This is a genomic window from Niallia sp. Kr1 (assembly GCF_050389805.1).
GTDB lineage: Bacteria > Bacillota > Bacilli > Bacillales > Cytobacillaceae > Bacillus_BD.
In genome coordinates this window covers 1,792,690-1,807,882 of record NZ_CP130945.1, presented here as the reverse complement: position 1 = coordinate 1,807,882, position 15,193 = coordinate 1,792,690, and the positions used below count along the sequence as shown (strand labels likewise).

Below are 15,193 nucleotides of genomic sequence, written 5' to 3'. Positions count from 1 at the left end.
CGGATTTATACGAAAGCTGGCTGTTTTTCTTCTGCTAACGCTAATAAACGCTCTTTCACGGTTTCTGGGTTAATCATTTTTCGTGCCACACCCGTTTTTATTGCCGCATTCGCAACGGCTTCCGCAACATGTGCTGCCACTCTACCGTCAAAAGGATCCGGAATCACGTAATGAGGATGAAGATCCTCTTCCGTAATTAATCCAGCAATCGCTTGAACGGCCGCAAGTTTCATTTCTTCATTAATTTCTTTTGCTCCAACGTCCAAAGCACCTCGGAAAATACCAGGGAAAGCAAGTACGTTATTAACTTGATTTGGAAAATCAGAGCGACCTGTCCCAATCACAAGTGCTCCTGCTTCTTTGGCTTCCCCCGGCATAATTTCAGGTACTGGGTTCGCCATCGCAAAAATGATGGAACGTGGATTCATGGAACGAACCATGTCTTTTGTGACAACGCCTGGTGCTGATACTCCCACAAACACATCTGCTCCTACAAGAGCATCTGCCAATGACCCTTGTTTTTGTTCTTTATTGGTCATACGGGCCATTTCCGCTTTAAACGAATTCATGCCGGATGGGCGTCCTTCATAAATAATTCCGGTTGTATCACATAAAATAACGTCTTTTACACCCATACTTAACAGCAACTTGACAATCGCCACGCCAGCAGATCCAGCACCGTTTACGACAACATGAATCTCATCTATCTTTTTGTTTGCTAGTTTCAAAGCATTGAGCAAGCCAGCTCCTGTGACAATCGCCGTCCCATGTTGATCATCATGAAAAATAGGAATATTACAGATTTTACGCAGGCGGTCTTCAATTTCAAAGCACGCTGGTGCTGCAATATCTTCTAAGTTTACTCCGCCAAAAGTAGGTTCTAATAATTTAACAGTCTCTACAATTTTGTCTGTATCTGTTGTATCTAAGCACAATGGAAATGCATCCACATCAGCAAATGATTTAAATAATAATGCTTTCCCCTCCATGACCGGCATCGCAGCTTCCGGTCCAATATTCCCAAGACCAAGTACAGCTGTTCCATTTGAAACAATAGCAACAAGATTCCCCTTTAGCGTATAATCATACACTTTGCTTTTATCTTGAAAAATGTCCTTGCATGGCTCGGCGACACCTGGAGAATAAGCGAGACTTAAATCTTCAGCGTTGCGTAATGGAACTTTTGATACAATACTAAGCTTTCCTTGATTTTCCTTGTGCATGTTTAAGGCGTCTTCACGTAAAGTAGACATCTATTCCCTCTCCTTTTTGTTTAAATATCTTCTTTTTCAATCAGCTTACGGGAACTTTCGCCTTTACAGTTGTATGATCAGATCGTTTCAGACTGTGGTTCTAACTCTGTACGGCTTTGATAAACCTCATTGCTAGCATGTTTCACAGGCACTAACGCTAAGGCGATCGCCGCAATCAAACCTGGAATCGCAAAGGCAATGAAATTCATATGGATGGGTAATGCAACCGATAAAAGAAACCCACCCAAAATAGGTCCTAACATACCGCCGATACGACCAATGCCAGACGCCATACCTAAAGCTGTTGATCTAACAGATGCCGGATAGTACTGAGATACATAGGCTTGTACAATATTTTGCGCACCGATTGTAGCCGCCCCTGCGATCGCTACCAATAAATAAATCACGAACATATTCCCGCCAAATCCAAGTAATGTTAAAGCAATAGCCCCTGAAGCATACATCGGAACGAGCATCTTTTTAGAGCCATATTTGTCACAAAGCCGGCCGATGATAAGAGTTCCGATAATGGCTCCGCTTTGAAGGGCAATAAGGAAACCCAAGCTTGAATTCAAGGCATACCCTGCTTCAATCATCAACTTAGGAAGCCATGTATTCAAACCATATACCATCAATAAACAACAGAAAAAAGCAATCCAAAACATAACCGTACTTAAAGCTCGATAATCTTTAAATAAGCCGATAACTGGAACCTTCGTCCCCGTTGCTTGTAATTCCACAATCTCATCGCTTTGATTAAACGTCGATCCCGGGCTTACTTTAGAAAGTGTAGATAATAATTCTTCTTTTCTACCTGTTCGGATTAAATGACTCGCCGTTTCTGGTAATTTCTTATACATTAATGGCAAAGCCAATAACGGCAGTCCCGCAACCCAAAAGATGGATTCCCAGCCAAAAGTCGGCATCAAAAAGATTCCTAATAAGGGTGCAAGGATTCCACCGATCGAATAACCGCATAACACGATGGATACGATCATACTCTTCATTGATTTAGGGGCATAATCTGTCAACAATGCAATCACATTTGGCATAATGCCTCCAAGTCCTAATCCCGCTAAAAAGCGGAAAATAGAGAACAGTGTTGGTGTTTCAGCAAATCCGCATAAGAATGTAAATAAACTAAAGAATATTAAAGTAATCGCAACGACGTTCTTTCTCCCAATTCGGTCAGCCAGTGTTCCAAAAAAGATCGCACCGAACATCATCCCAAATAGTCCATAGCTCCCCATTGCTCCTGCTTCAACGGAAGTGAGGTTCCATTCCTCAATCAAAACAGGTACAACAGTTCCAAAAACGACCAAATCATAACCATCAAATGCAATGATAATGAAACTCCAGACTAGTAAACTTAAATGAAACTTATTAAACTTGCTATTTGCGATGATTTCAGCGGGATTCACTTGCCCCATATAAATAACCAACTCCTCGTTCTACTTATTTTAAATGCGTTTACTCTAAAGTATGGAGTAATGGTATGAACTCGTTGACTGCTTATACTTAAAAGTAAAAAGTAAAGGTTCCCCTTATAACATTTTTGATTATATTCAACATGCTTATGTTGTTAATTGCTTAAAAAAAGAAGTTGTATAGAACTCACAACTTCATTTTTATGATCATTCTAAGCTTTTACAGCCGTTTTATTATATCCATGGAAACGATCCACAAATTGGAAGTCTTGATCCGTACGATTTTTCATAATTGTATTTCGAAGAAGAATCGCCTCAGGTGTTGTATTATGAATGATTTCTCCCCACATTCTTGCACTTGTTTGAACATCTGCTGTACGTGGAATCCGCTCTTCTTGATATTCTAAAAAGGCTTGTTCAATATTGTCGCCATGCTTTTCAAGCATATCCGTTAAAAAAGAGGCATCTTCTAAAGCTTGACAAGCACCTTGTGCTAAGTATTGAAGCATCGGATGCGCTGCATCTCCCGTAAGTGTTATGCGACCTTTTGTCCAATTATTGATGGGGTTACGATCATACATTGGCCAGCGACGCTGACGTTGAATATAGGAAATACCCGTTTGCACCAATGGACAAGTTCCGGCAAAGACCTGATCCATTTCCTCTGGTGTACCCCATTGATCTGTTTTTTCAATTGCAGGTCTATATTGAGAGCTTTTAAATACAACTACTTGGTTATAAAGTTCCCCTCTTCTCACTGGGTATTGAACAAGATGTAGATCTGGTCCAATCCACATATACACATCATCAAGGTTTCCGTGAGATGAGATATCATCAATCGGAATCGCACCACGATACGCTACATATTGTGAGCATACCGCCTCATCATCAGCGAACAACTTACGAGTATTCGACCAAATTCCATCTGCACCAATGGCTGCTTTTCCAATATGCTGTTCTCCATTAGCTGTTGTGACAGTTACAACGCCGTCGTTTTCTACTGTGTTTTCAATTTTTTGATTGGTAAACAATTCAATATATGCATTTTCTTCGCATGCTTCGACTAGAATTCGGTGAAGGTCTGAACGGTGTAACACGATATAAGGAGCTCCGTATCTTTCTCTATACACATCCCCAAGGTCTAAAGCAGAAAGCTCTTCCCCGCTGAAAGCATCCATTAACACAAGTCTTTTTGGAAAAACGGCAATCTCGCTAATCTTATCCATCACACCTAAACGTTGTAATACATTCGTAGCATTCGCTGCTAGCTGAATTCCTGCCCCTACTTCACCAAACTCTTGTGCCTGTTCCAATACTTTTACCTTTTGTTTTGTTTCTGCGATTCCAAGAGCTGTTGCTAACCCACCGATTCCGCCACCAATCACGATAAATGCTTGTTCTGCTACTTTACTCATCATAATTCCCCCTTTTATTATTTGGCTCTGTTAAACGTGGTTGTTGATTTCATTTGCAGACACTTCGCTTTCCGCTCAGCTACGCCTGAGCCACCTTGACACTACGTTTCTTATGTTTTCTTGCCTATCTAGCTTCTCTCGCAGGAGTCTACGTGCCTTCCACTGCAATAAATAGTAGTCAGAAATCAACATTGACCTTTAACACAGCCTATTATTCAAACGCAAATTACTGAATATTAGCAAAATTAAAAGCGTTTGCAAATGACATTCTATTCGTAGCCACTGGATTAAAGCCTCCCCAATGGCTACAGATCTTTATACAAGAACGGGCTTGAATTCACTTTTTACTTCTTGCTGACCTATATTTACATCCAATATTTGTCCTTGTTCCAACTGGAACTTCTCCATAATTGGCAAATCATTCACAGAGAATAAATAAGAATCTTCTGCCGCCACATGCTCATGCCATGCCCAATTTGGAATAACGAAATAATCGCCTTTTTTCCAATCGAATCGTACACCATTAATGACGGTATAGCCTGACCCTTGATGTACATGATAAATGGATGAATGTGTGTGACGATGTGCTTTCGAATGGAAGCCTTTTGGTAGTTTCTGCATCCAAGAGGCCATCGTTGGATTTGCTGTATGTCCATTAGATGGATTGATATACTCCACTGCATAGCCATCATATGGATCCGGTTCAAATTTCATTAATCCGTTAATGGCGTCAACCGTCCGTTGCCATTTATAATTTGCCAGTGGAGCAACACTTGAATAGCGATCACTAATTGGACGAACCATTCCACCACTATAGCGATGCTCTGAAAAGTTATCCGGACGTTTTGGTGTTTCTAATCGATCTGGATGAGGTTCAAAGAAAGTACCACCAAGTGAATAAATCGTTGGAATATCAAGCGCATCCATCCAAATCATCGGCTCACTACCTGTATGACCATGGCCATGCCAAAGATTTTTTGGTGTAATGAGAAAATCTCCTTCTTCCATAAAGATGCGCTCACCTTCAACAATGGTGTAAGCACCTTCCCCTTCTGAAATAAATCGAAGGGCATTTTGTGAGTGCCGATGTGACGGAGCTTCCTCCCCTGGCAGCAGTAATTGAACCGCTGCATAAAGCGTTTGTGTGGTAGAAGCCCAACCCCAAGGCTGACGGTATGTCAACCCGGGATTTTGAAAATAGATCGCCCTTCGTTCTCCACCTCGCTCTGGAGTGAATATCTCCGCTGCTTCCCACAACTTTTTCTTCAAAAGTTCATCCGTCCAAAGATAGGCTTGAGCATGCGGCTCAGGCGTTTTATTCATAATCGCTGGGATAGCCTCCCAAAGCGGGCCCAAATGGTGTTGCTGAATCTCTCTCGTAAAGTCTTTTACATCCTGATCTTGCAGGTACGCATTCATTTCAGCCATCTGTCATCCCTCCTATAAAAGATTCTCCTCTTCTTTCTTTCGCAGTTTTTCCAGGTTGCGTAGAATTTGCTTCGCATGTCCTGCTAAATGTTCCTCAATAAAATGGTCGATGATAAACGATACAGGTTTATTGCCAAATTTTGCAAAGTTACGATGTGGTGATTCCTGCTGCAACGTTTCGCTATCAAGCCCCTGCAATCCGCTCTCCACTTTTTCAATCAATAAAACGACTTCTACAAGCACATCTTTTACTAAAAGTTTCTCTGGGTCGGTTACCGCTCCAAGTCTTGCGGCATCCTGCAATCCTCTTCCCCAGCTAGTGCCAGGTTCAGTAACAACTCGTTCTACTTCCCCTAACCAATAAGGAACCGCTTCAACAAGATGGGAAAGAATTTGAAGTATGGACCACTCTTCTTCACTTGGCTTCCAACGAATGGTTTCTTCAGAAAGTTTTTCTGTCATCATCACAATGTCTTGCAATGATTGTTGAATACGGTGAATCGATTTGTTAACCGTTGTAATCATCTTTATCCCTCCTGTGTAACTGGTACTTTATTGACTGCTGACACTTTATTTTCTAGAACACCAATTTCATCAATTTCAACTCTTACGATATCTCCGTCCTTCAAGAACACTTGTGGATCGCGGGCAACCCCAACGCCACCTGGAGTACCGGTTAAGATCAAGTCACCTGGCTCAAGTGTCATTAAATTAGATAAGAATTCGACCAAATGCTGAACATCAAAGACAAAGTTTGCTGTGTTGGTCTTTTGTCGTTCTTCTCCATTCACCGTTAAGCGCACGCCTAACCCAGATGCAGATGGATCTTTTAATTCATCCTTTGTTAGAAGCCAAGGTCCGTATGGCAAGCTGCCTTCTACTGTTTTTCCTTGTAGCCATTGAAGCGTACGGCGCTGGATATCTCGGTATGTAACATCGTTAGCAATCGTATAACCGGCTACATAATCAAGAGCCTCTTCTCTTGATACGTTACGGGCACGTTTCCCGATGATAAAAGCAAACTCTGCTTCATAATCAAGCTGTTCTGAAACAGGATAGAATGGGATATCGTCCTGTGGTCCGATTACGGTATTATTAAATTTTGCAAATATAACTGGATTCTCTGGAATTTCTCTTCCCATTTCTAAAATGTGCTCACGATAGTTATGACCAACACAAATGATTTTTCCTGGATTTGGTACAGGTGCTTCTAGTTTTACTTCATCAAAAGCATGTACAAGCTTATGTTTATATACTTTCGGATGTTGAAGAGCAAATTCTACAATTTCTTGCACTAAGGAAAGGCTTTCATTTCCTCCTTCAAGGAACCCTTTCAACTCTGCTGGGATAAAAGCCTCCGCAATAATTTCTGCTCGTAGACTTCCTCTATTCTCAAGTAAAGCTTGGTAAGCATAGTTTAAGTCTATTACTTCGTTATCAGTCGTAACGGCTCCAAGTCGCGAAAATCCAGCATGGCTAAATGTGATTAATTTCATCGTGTATTTCCCCTTTTTTTGTTTTTTATTGAGGTTATCTAATAGACTTTTAATTTTTAAAATCATTTTTTACTTTTAGATAACTCTGTTCTCTATTTATAGAATATTTTATATTCTGATAATTGTCAATAATTTTATTTGACTTTTTTTTATTTTTATAGTGGATACATTTTGAACCTTTGATAGAGTCGAACCTTGGTTGATGATGTTCATCGATCTTGATCTCCAATGAATGTGAAAGCAAAAAAAAGAAAGGCGATCGATTTCACCTTTCTTTTTAGACTCTATTAAGTTATTCTTTGTTTCCAAAAATACGAGAAACTTCTTTTGCTGTGGCTAGTAACTGCTGGCTAGCTGGATGGTCTATATCTTGAGGAAAAAACTGTAAAAATCCGATAAGGGTTATTGTACCTAGTAAATCCTTCTTGTAGTTAAATACTGGAACGGCTGCTGACGTTACATTCTGAACCAGTGCCTCGTTTGAAAAAGAAATACCATTTTGCAATACTTCTTCTTCTGCTGTTTCAAGGTGTTCTTTGTCATTCTGGTTCAATTCCTTTAATTCCTTTTCCCTCCAATCATCCATAAAAGTGGTTGTATGAAAAGCTGAAAATACTTTCCCCGTCGCTGACAAAATCGGCAATTGTGATCCGATTTGAGCACCAATATTAAATAAATGATTGGTGTTCCATATGTTAGCCACTACTGGACCATTAGGAGTTCCTACTGCCAACAAAGCCGTTAAAGAGGTTTTCTGACTAAGCTCCTGAAGATAGGGAGTCGTAATCGAAATAATATCTTGGTGACCAATGGCACTCCTGCCATACTCAATCATTTTACTTCCAAGCATATACGTACCATTTTTTTTATCCCGATGCAGAAGTTGAAGGTGCGTCAAAGTATTTAAATATTTGTACAAATTACTCTTCGTGATTCCAGTAAGCTCCTGAATCTCCGTAAACTTTAAAGGCTGTTCTTTTGAAGAAATTAAATCCACAATACTCATTCCCACTTGAAGGGACTGAATCATCGCATTGCTTTTATCATTACTCATCTGTTTATATCCTCTCCATCCATAATAATAGAACGTTTTCACATCTCCTTAATTCATAGATTATACCATAGTTGATTTTTAATGAGTCAAGGGTCCCTTGACTCAGCCATTTTGCTAAACAAGACAAAATCCAGTTGTTAAGTAGTACATCATGCCTCTGATCCAAGGGTAGTTGACGTTTAAATATTGTAAATAATTGGATATACCTGTTAAAATGAGAGGAAAGGAGCTGATTAGGCGATGAGAAAAATGGATTTTTCCGAACTTAATAAGAAAATTAGTGATAAGAAAAGTGATGTAGAACGGACCATTTTACGTACAAAATCCCCTGATCGGTTGTTAAGGAAAAGGTCACGTGATCAACAAGAGGCGAAGATATTAGATGAACTATGTATAAGACGATGGAAAAAAGCGGAAGAAGAAGGAAAAATAAAATATATAAGTGATCGGGTGTGGTACTATGAATTCGATTAGGGAAGCGAAACAAATGCTCTCTGAATTAGAAACCAAAAGCACCTTTGAAAAAATGGTAAAGGTATCAGCCATCCTGACTAAACTATTAGAAAGTAAACAGATCCGCCCCGTAATCGTTGGCGGATTAGCAGTTGAAATTTATACTCGTAGTGATTATACAACAGTGGACATCGATTTGATTATTAGTGATCGCAAACTTGCGGGAGAAATTTTAGAACAGCTAGGTTTTACTGTTGAAGGCAGGCACTGGTATCACGAAAAGCTACTGGTCAGTATTGAAATCCCAAATGACATGCTAGAAGATGCTGATTATCGCAAAGTAACAGAACTACAAATAGACAGTGAAATGAGCGTTTATGTTATTGGGATTGAAGATATAATCTTAGACCGCTTAAGAGCCTGTGTACACTGGAAATCCACATCAGATTGTGAATGGGGACAGAGAATGTTTCTCCTTCATTATGAGCGCTTAGATCTTATATATATGAAAGAAATGGCCAAAAAGGATCTAACCAATGAACTCTTAGACCAATGGCTCTTAAATTGAGTCAAGGGGATAGGTCCCTTGACTCTTTTTGTCTTTGTATAGACTATCGTGAGTCAAGGAACCTGTCCCTCTGACTCACCTCTATTTTGCTACTACTAACTTAGGAATGGCTTCACTCCAAAGTGTATGAAGCTCCTCAACGGTATCTTCAATTACTTGTTCACCGTTTAATGATACAATTAATTTTCCATTGTTCGTTACCGAGCCGATTTGGTTCGCTTCTGTCCATAGGTTTTCAAATTGTTCTTTGTTTTCTGGTTTTACTGTTACTAAGAATCTTGATTGGGATTCACTAAATAATGCTACCGTTGCATCACCCGTTACGTTAACTTCAGCACCTAAGCCTTTACCTTTAAATAAACTTTCCGCTAAGGCAACCGCAAGCCCACCTTCAGATAAGTCATGTGCAGATACGACAAGACCTTTTTTAATTGCAGTCGCAAGTAAGTTTTGACGGTTCGCTTCCACTTGTAAATCTATCGCTGGGGCTTTACCTGAATATTTTCCAGCAATCACATTTTGCAGTTCACTGCCACCGAATTCAGGATGCGTTTCGCCAATTAAATAAATGAGATCCCCATTATTTTGGAAATGGCTTGGTGTCACATATTTCGTATGTTCGATTAGACCAACCATCCCAATGATTGGGGTTGGAAGAATCGCTTCGTCTTTTGATTGATTATACATAGAAACATTTCCGCTAATAACGGGTGTTTCAAGAGCAAGACATGCTTCGCTAATCCCATCAATGCTCTCTTCCATTTGCCAAAATACTTCTGGATCGTTCGGGTTCCCATAGTTCAAGCCATCTGTAATCGCAAGTGGTTTTGCACCAGAACAAACAAGATTACGTGCTGCTTCAGCCACAGCAATCTGTCCACCCACTTTTGGATCTAAATAGATATAACGAGAATTACAGTCCGTCGTAATCGCAATGGCTTTATCCGTACCATCAATTTTCACGATAGCTGCATCCGATCCAGGACCAACAAGAGTATTTCCTTGTGCCTCCGTGTCATATTGCTTGTATGCCCATTCCTTGCTTGCAATAGTCGGTTGTTGTAAAAGCTGTCTTAACATCGCCTTATGATCGTCTACTGTTGGAACTTCATTCTCCATTGCTTGAAACTCTTGATAGTAGACCGCTTCTTTTGATGGTAAATGATAAACAGGTGCTTCATCCGCTAAAATATTGACAGGAATATCTGCTACAATTTCACCATGCTGCTTAATACGGAAAGCTTTTTCTTCTATAACCTCACCGATCACTGCTGCATCCACATCATGTTTTGCAAAAATATCAAGAATTTCCTGCTCCTGCCCTTTTTTCGCGACTAATAACATTCGCTCCTGTGATTCAGACAGCATGATTTCATAGGCATTCATCCCTTCTTCACGTTGTGGGACAAGGTCAAGATTCATCTCAATTCCCGTACCTGCTTTTGCTGCCATCTCACTTCCTGATGATGTTAATCCTGCCGCACCCATATCTTGAATCCCCACTAATGCATCAGAATGGATCACTTCTAAGCATGCATTCATTAATTTTTTACCGATATGTGGATTACCGATTGCGACTGCAGATGTATTCTCTTCTTTTCCAGCTTCGACAACCTCTGAAGAAAACGATGCACCGCCAACTCCGTCTTTTCCAGTATCCCCACCAGCATAAATCACGACGTTCCCTACGCCAGCGGCAACACCTTTTTGCATATCGTCATGGTTAATTAACCCAACAACCATCGCATTGACTAATGGATTTTCTTCATATTGCTTATCAAATTGAATCTCGCCACCAACCGTTGGGACATCGACCACATTTCCATAACTTGCAATCCCACGGACAACCTCAGAAAATAACATCTTCGTATGGTCATGATCTAGATTGCCAAAACGTAATGAATTCATAGACGCAATTGGTTTTGCTCCCATTGAAAAGACATCACGCAAGATCCCACCAACACCTGTTGCTGAACCTTCAAATGGCTCGACAAAAGACGGACTATTATGACTTTCAATTTTAAAAACAACGGCTTGATTATCACCAATATCAACAACCCCAGCACCTTCACCAGGCCCTTGTAACACTTGGCTACCTTTTGTTGGGAACCTTCTCAGTAATGGTTTTGATGATTTGTAGCTACAATGCTCGGACCACATCGCAGAGAAAATGCCTGTTTCCGTATAGTTTGGAAGACGTTTTAATAATTTTTTCGCTAGTTGATACTCTTCGTCTGATAAACCCATTTCTCTGTATAATTGTTCCTGTTCAATTTGTTCTGGACTAATCTTATGTTGCGACATCAATCGTTCCCTCCAAAATTATGTAATTTGTTTGGTAAACAATGCTTATTTTTTCTGCACCAATTACCATAATTTTCTCTCTTTCATAATAGCTGTCTCGACAGATTTTGACAATAACCGAAAATCTTATGGTGAGTTAAGGGTACAGGTTCCTCGACTCATTCAGCAATTCAGACTATAAAATGAGAGAATAATCTCTATTGCTCATAATAATGCTACTTTTTTGTACTATATAGCAGAAATGTAAACCCAAAGGAATCATGAATGTCGTCACGTTCTTTCTGCACTTCTGGCTCTTTTTAGCTCAAAGCAATTTTACCAAAAATAAATATATTTCATACTTTTGTATAAGTTTACTTTACTTTTATACAATGTAAGTTTATAATTTAATTCAAGAGGTGAGGGTCATGAAGAAAGATTTTGGTGATTCGATATCAAATAAGGTTTATGAATATCGTGTGCTTGCCAGAATGTCTCAGCAAGAATTAGCAGAAAAAGTCGGAGTTTCCAAACAAACCATCTTCGTAATGGAAAAAGGAAATTATGTTCCAACTCTCCTGTTAGCTTTTCGAATTGCCGAGTTTTTTAATGTTGATGTAAACGATATTTTTACTTATATGAAAGGAAATGATCAAAATGGAAAGTAGGTCTATCTTTGATATCACTAATTCAATTTTTTACCCTTTAAAATCCTGGGCTGAACATTCTTCGGCAAATTGGAATATTCTCATTGGAGTTGGTTTCTTACTGCTTATCGGTAGCGCGATTTTTGCCTATGTATTTTATAAGCAGATTGGGCATGACGACGAACGGACAAGTAAAATCTTTTTGAAAAGCTCTTACTGTATGTTGTGGGCCATTATTCTATGTGACATCATTTTTCCTAAAGACTATATGTGGACCATCTTTTTCCTGTTCAAATATACGCTGGCATTTTTAGCAGCTGGCTTTTACTTGGCCATCCAATATAAAAAGGACTTTTTATGATGAATCATGGGGACGGTTCTCACGTTTCAATTTCAACCACATTCCTTATATATTTGTTTTTCCCAAACACCTTGGCTAATTTCCAAGGGATGATCCATAATTAGTTTGTTTCAGAGTTGATTGAGAACTTCCCAGGTATTTCTATCCAATCATGGTCGGATCAAACCTACTCTCATCTATACATTATTCTATTGGCTACCTTACACTAATCGTTTTGTTTGTGGTTGTCCAAGTTTTGATTTAGTAGTTTAAAATCGATTATTTCCTTTGGGATCGATCATTTATCTCTGATTTTCCCAGAATGAAACGTAAGAACCGTCCCCACGTTTCAAACACGGGGCCGGTTCTTGCTATGACAGAAGATCATATTTTTATAGTTTCACAAGTGTTCTTCCACGTACTTTTCCTTCTAAAATATTAGTTAGTACTTCTGGTAGTTCTTTTAATGAGATTTCATTGACCATCTCTTCATGTAAATTGGTTGGTTTCAAATCATCCCCTAGCCGCTTCCACACTTTTAAACGCTTTTCCATTGGACATTCGACCGAGTCAATGCCAAGCCAATTCACACCTCTTGAAATATATGGAAGAACGGTTGTAGAAACTTCTATCCCACCTGTTAAACCACTTGTAGCTACAGATCCACCATATTTCAATGTACTTAAGATGTACTGGAGAGTTTTCCCACCTACAGGGTCGATCGCCCCAGCCCATTTTTCTTCACGGATTGGAGTTTGATCAGTATCAATAATTTCATTACGATGAAGAATTTGTCTGGCCCCTAATCCTCTCAAATAGGCTTCTTCATTCGATTTGCCTGTACTTGCTACAACATCATAGCCTCTTTTAGCCAGAATATTAACAGCAATACTTCCAACTCCACCTGTTGCACCGGCTACCAAAACAGGTCCCTTACTAGGTTCCAATTCATTATCTTCCAATCTTTGAACGGACAACGCTGCGGTAAATCCAGCTGTTCCAAGAATCATGGATTCTTTTAACGTCAATCCTTTTGGAAGAGGAACCACCCACTCTGCTGGTACACGAGCAACTTCACTAAACCCACCAAAATGTCCTGTTCCTAATTGGTAACTCGTCACAATGACTTCATCCCCTAATTTAAAACGGTCATCTGTTGACTTCATAACTGTTCCAGCTAAATCGATGCCAGGTACTAAAGGATAAGACTCCACCATCTGATTTTTAATCGCTACTAAACCGTCCTTAAAATTCACACTCGAATAAGCAATTTTAATGGTCACTTCTCCTTTTGGTAAATCATCGATCATCAACTGTTTCAATTCTAATTTTGTTTGATCATTCACTTTATCTAATACCATGGCTTGAAACGGATCCATTTTCTACATCTTATCCTTTCTTCACTATACTTTTTAAATTCATCTTTTGTTATTTGCATATGCAAATGATCGGTAAAAAAAAGAATGAACTTCTTTCTTTTTTTAAAATCTCACTTGATTCATATAGCGCTTTTGCTAAGACATGATTATTTTCTTCACCCAAAATGGACGTGTACTGTTTGTAAAATTCATCAAAACATTCATCAATTTCCTCACAAAGGACGATTCCTTTTTCAGTAAGGTGAATATTCGTTTCTTTCCATTCTAACCGCCGATAAACTAGTTCTAGTTTTTCAAGTTTATCAATAAATCTTGTACTTGTGGACGGAGCAATGGACAATTTTTCACATAATTCCTTTTGAGTGATACCGGGATACTGATTCACAATGACTAAGAGATACACATATGTAGGAGACAGTTGAAGCTTTTCAAAAACTTCCTCAGCCATTTTTGTCATGTATCGAGCAAAACGGTTCGATGTAAAATATAAACACATCGATAAAATAGACTCATTGATTTTCACTACATTTCACCTCTCATTTGCATATACAACTTATCTTATCATTTAGGAAGAATCAAACAAATCGTATACATAGTAGCGATTATACACTTTTGGTTATAAGCTTTGGAACCCCGCGGTCATCACCCTCATCTCTTGAATGAAAATTAAAGTAGACTTATTCAAAGGTATAATATATTTATATTTAATTAGAATACTTTTGTTTAATCAGAGCCAAATGCAACAAGAACCTGACGAATTTCATGATTCCGTCAGGTTCACATATCGTTCTGGTGTAAATGATGGTTTTTGGAGGTGCATTTTATAATATTCAGTTGTAAGAAAACAGTGAGAGTGGTGCAATCGGGTGATAATATTCAATCTTAAACTTATTGATTTAGAACAGTATACAATTGCATACGGAAAATTTATAATAAATTTTATTAGTTATTTTCAACGACCATTTATATTCGCTAAGATAACATGGTTAATACTATAGATATTACAAGAATCACTTTAGACAACAACTCTACTAGCCAGTGCCCTCTATTTTGCTCTGAGCTATTAACAGCAGCATTTCCATACTGCGAAAGTCTTTTCTTTAATGAATAATCTAAAGTGAACTTCAATAAAAACAAAAATAATATGATGATTTCTAAAACTAGATCCCCATAAGTATATTTGTTTCCCATTGTGAATTGAATAAGGTCTATAACCAGCATAACGACAATAGCAGCAAATGCTACTTTATTATACCGATTCCATGCGTTAATCGAAATTCCTTCAACCAAGTTACTAAACTCTGTGCTATCTTTACGTGTTAATTGTTGTAACAATAACGGACGTACACAAACGACCATAATGATCATTCCACCGATAATAAGAGAAAGTAAGATCCGATCAACTGACATAAGGATTACTTCAAGCATATGAAAACCTCCTATATTTAAT

At 38.9% G+C, this 15,193-nt stretch carries 15 protein-coding genes; 4 read left to right on the top strand and 11 right to left on the bottom strand.

Annotated features, from left to right (window positions below; genetic code table 11):
* Nucleotides 1-5 precede the first annotated feature (5 nt).
* From Q5760_RS08985 to Q5760_RS08955, 7 genes are all read right to left on the bottom strand, one after another.
* Entirely contained in the window at nucleotides 6-1,253 is a 1,248-nt protein-coding gene (locus tag Q5760_RS08985) for an NAD(P)-dependent malic enzyme (RefSeq protein ID WP_428911849.1), read from the bottom strand.
* Between the two features lie 77 nt (nucleotides 1,254-1,330).
* Nucleotides 1,331-2,683, bottom strand: a complete 1,353-nt coding sequence (locus Q5760_RS08980) for an MFS transporter (RefSeq protein WP_428911848.1) — start codon at nucleotides 2,681-2,683, stop codon at nucleotides 1,331-1,333.
* A 209-nt stretch (nucleotides 2,684-2,892) separates the two neighbouring features.
* Nucleotides 2,893-4,095 carry an FAD-dependent monooxygenase gene (locus Q5760_RS08975; protein ID WP_428911847.1) on the bottom strand — a complete coding sequence of 401 codons (1,203 nt, stop codon included), beginning with the start codon at nucleotides 4,093-4,095 and terminating at the stop codon, nucleotides 2,893-2,895.
* Nucleotides 4,096-4,410: 315 nt separating this feature from the next.
* Nucleotides 4,411-5,523 carry a cupin domain-containing protein gene (locus Q5760_RS08970; RefSeq protein ID WP_428911846.1) on the bottom strand — a complete coding sequence of 371 codons (1,113 nt, stop codon included), beginning with the start codon at nucleotides 5,521-5,523 and terminating at the stop codon, nucleotides 4,411-4,413.
* 12 nt (nucleotides 5,524-5,535) lie between these two features.
* Nucleotides 5,536-6,048, bottom strand: a complete 513-nt coding sequence (locus Q5760_RS08965) for a DinB family protein (RefSeq protein ID WP_428911845.1) — start codon at nucleotides 6,046-6,048, stop codon at nucleotides 5,536-5,538.
* A gap of 2 nt (nucleotides 6,049-6,050) precedes the next feature.
* Entirely contained in the window at nucleotides 6,051-7,019 is a 969-nt protein-coding gene (locus Q5760_RS08960; RefSeq protein ID WP_428911844.1) for a fumarylacetoacetate hydrolase family protein, read from the bottom strand.
* A 292-nt stretch (nucleotides 7,020-7,311) separates the two neighbouring features.
* Nucleotides 7,312-8,073: an IclR family transcriptional regulator gene (locus Q5760_RS08955; RefSeq protein WP_428911843.1), complete on the bottom strand. Its 762-nt coding sequence runs from the start codon at nucleotides 8,071-8,073 to the stop codon at nucleotides 7,312-7,314.
* 240 nt (nucleotides 8,074-8,313) lie between these two features.
* On the opposite strand from Q5760_RS08955, the gene Q5760_RS08950 reads away from it, so the two are divergent.
* Together Q5760_RS08950 and Q5760_RS08945 are read left to right on the top strand one after the other, a co-directional pair.
* Nucleotides 8,314-8,547: a hypothetical protein gene (locus Q5760_RS08950; RefSeq protein WP_428911842.1), complete on the top strand. Its 234-nt coding sequence runs from the start codon at nucleotides 8,314-8,316 to the stop codon at nucleotides 8,545-8,547.
* Entirely contained in the window at nucleotides 8,534-9,094 is a 561-nt protein-coding gene (locus Q5760_RS08945) for a nucleotidyltransferase (RefSeq protein ID WP_428911841.1), read from the top strand. The genes Q5760_RS08950 and Q5760_RS08945 overlap by 14 nt, the downstream gene beginning before the upstream one ends.
* A gap of 81 nt (nucleotides 9,095-9,175) precedes the next feature.
* On the opposite strand, the gene purL is transcribed toward Q5760_RS08945, so the two are convergent.
* Nucleotides 9,176-11,398: a phosphoribosylformylglycinamidine synthase subunit PurL gene (gene purL / locus Q5760_RS08940; protein WP_428911840.1), complete on the bottom strand. Its 2,223-nt coding sequence runs from the start codon at nucleotides 11,396-11,398 to the stop codon at nucleotides 9,176-9,178.
* 407 nt (nucleotides 11,399-11,805) lie between these two features.
* Here purL and Q5760_RS08935 point away from each other — a divergent pair, with 407 nt between their 5' ends.
* Nucleotides 11,806-12,045: a helix-turn-helix transcriptional regulator gene (locus Q5760_RS08935; protein WP_428911839.1), complete on the top strand. Its 240-nt coding sequence runs from the start codon at nucleotides 11,806-11,808 to the stop codon at nucleotides 12,043-12,045.
* Nucleotides 12,035-12,385, top strand: a complete 351-nt coding sequence (locus Q5760_RS08930; RefSeq protein WP_428911838.1) for a DUF2178 domain-containing protein — start codon at nucleotides 12,035-12,037, stop codon at nucleotides 12,383-12,385. The genes Q5760_RS08935 and Q5760_RS08930 overlap by 11 nt, the downstream gene beginning before the upstream one ends.
* A 371-nt stretch (nucleotides 12,386-12,756) precedes the next feature.
* On the opposite strand, the gene Q5760_RS08925 is transcribed toward Q5760_RS08930, so the two are convergent.
* The 3 genes from Q5760_RS08925 to Q5760_RS08915 all read right to left on the bottom strand — a co-directional run bounded on the left by Q5760_RS08925 (nucleotide 12,757) and on the right by Q5760_RS08915 (nucleotide 15,171).
* Nucleotides 12,757-13,743 (bottom strand): acryloyl-CoA reductase, encoded by a 987-nt coding sequence (locus Q5760_RS08925; protein ID WP_428911837.1) that lies wholly within the window; start codon nucleotides 13,741-13,743, stop codon nucleotides 12,757-12,759.
* 49 nt (nucleotides 13,744-13,792) lie between these two features.
* Nucleotides 13,793-14,266 (bottom strand): MarR family winged helix-turn-helix transcriptional regulator, encoded by a 474-nt coding sequence (locus Q5760_RS08920; protein ID WP_428911836.1) that lies wholly within the window; start codon nucleotides 14,264-14,266, stop codon nucleotides 13,793-13,795.
* A gap of 449 nt (nucleotides 14,267-14,715) precedes the next feature.
* On the bottom strand, nucleotides 14,716-15,171 hold the full coding sequence (locus tag Q5760_RS08915) for a hypothetical protein (protein WP_428911835.1): 456 nt from the start codon (nucleotides 15,169-15,171) through the stop codon (nucleotides 14,716-14,718).
* Nucleotides 15,172-15,193 lie beyond the last annotated feature (22 nt).

Bases quoted from the DNA above. Each gene is read 5' to 3' on its own strand.
- Q5760_RS08985 (WP_428911849.1), bottom strand. From the start codon at position 1,253: ATGTCTACTTTACGTGAAGACGCCTTAAACATGCACAAGGAAAATCAA.
- Q5760_RS08980 (WP_428911848.1), bottom strand. From the start codon at position 2,683: ATGGGGCAAGTGAATCCCGCTGAAATCATCGCAAATAGCAAGTTTAAT.
- Q5760_RS08975 (WP_428911847.1), bottom strand. From the start codon at position 4,095: ATGAGTAAAGTAGCAGAACAAGCATTTATCGTGATTGGTGGCGGAATC.
- Q5760_RS08970 (WP_428911846.1), bottom strand. From the start codon at position 5,523: ATGGCTGAAATGAATGCGTACCTGCAAGATCAGGATGTAAAAGACTTT.
- Q5760_RS08965 (WP_428911845.1), bottom strand. From the start codon at position 6,048: ATGATTACAACGGTTAACAAATCGATTCACCGTATTCAACAATCATTG.
- Q5760_RS08960 (WP_428911844.1), bottom strand. From the start codon at position 7,019: ATGAAATTAATCACATTTAGCCATGCTGGATTTTCGCGACTTGGAGCC.
- Q5760_RS08955 (WP_428911843.1), bottom strand. From the start codon at position 8,073: ATGAGTAATGATAAAAGCAATGCGATGATTCAGTCCCTTCAAGTGGGA.
- Q5760_RS08950 (WP_428911842.1), top strand. From the start codon at position 8,314: ATGAGAAAAATGGATTTTTCCGAACTTAATAAGAAAATTAGTGATAAG.
- Q5760_RS08945 (WP_428911841.1), top strand. From the start codon at position 8,534: ATGAATTCGATTAGGGAAGCGAAACAAATGCTCTCTGAATTAGAAACC.
- purL (WP_428911840.1), bottom strand. From the start codon at position 11,398: ATGTCGCAACATAAGATTAGTCCAGAACAAATTGAACAGGAACAATTA.
- Q5760_RS08935 (WP_428911839.1), top strand. From the start codon at position 11,806: ATGAAGAAAGATTTTGGTGATTCGATATCAAATAAGGTTTATGAATAT.
- Q5760_RS08930 (WP_428911838.1), top strand. From the start codon at position 12,035: ATGGAAAGTAGGTCTATCTTTGATATCACTAATTCAATTTTTTACCCT.
- Q5760_RS08925 (WP_428911837.1), bottom strand. From the start codon at position 13,743: ATGGATCCGTTTCAAGCCATGGTATTAGATAAAGTGAATGATCAAACA.
- Q5760_RS08915 (WP_428911835.1), bottom strand. From the start codon at position 15,171: ATGCTTGAAGTAATCCTTATGTCAGTTGATCGGATCTTACTTTCTCTT.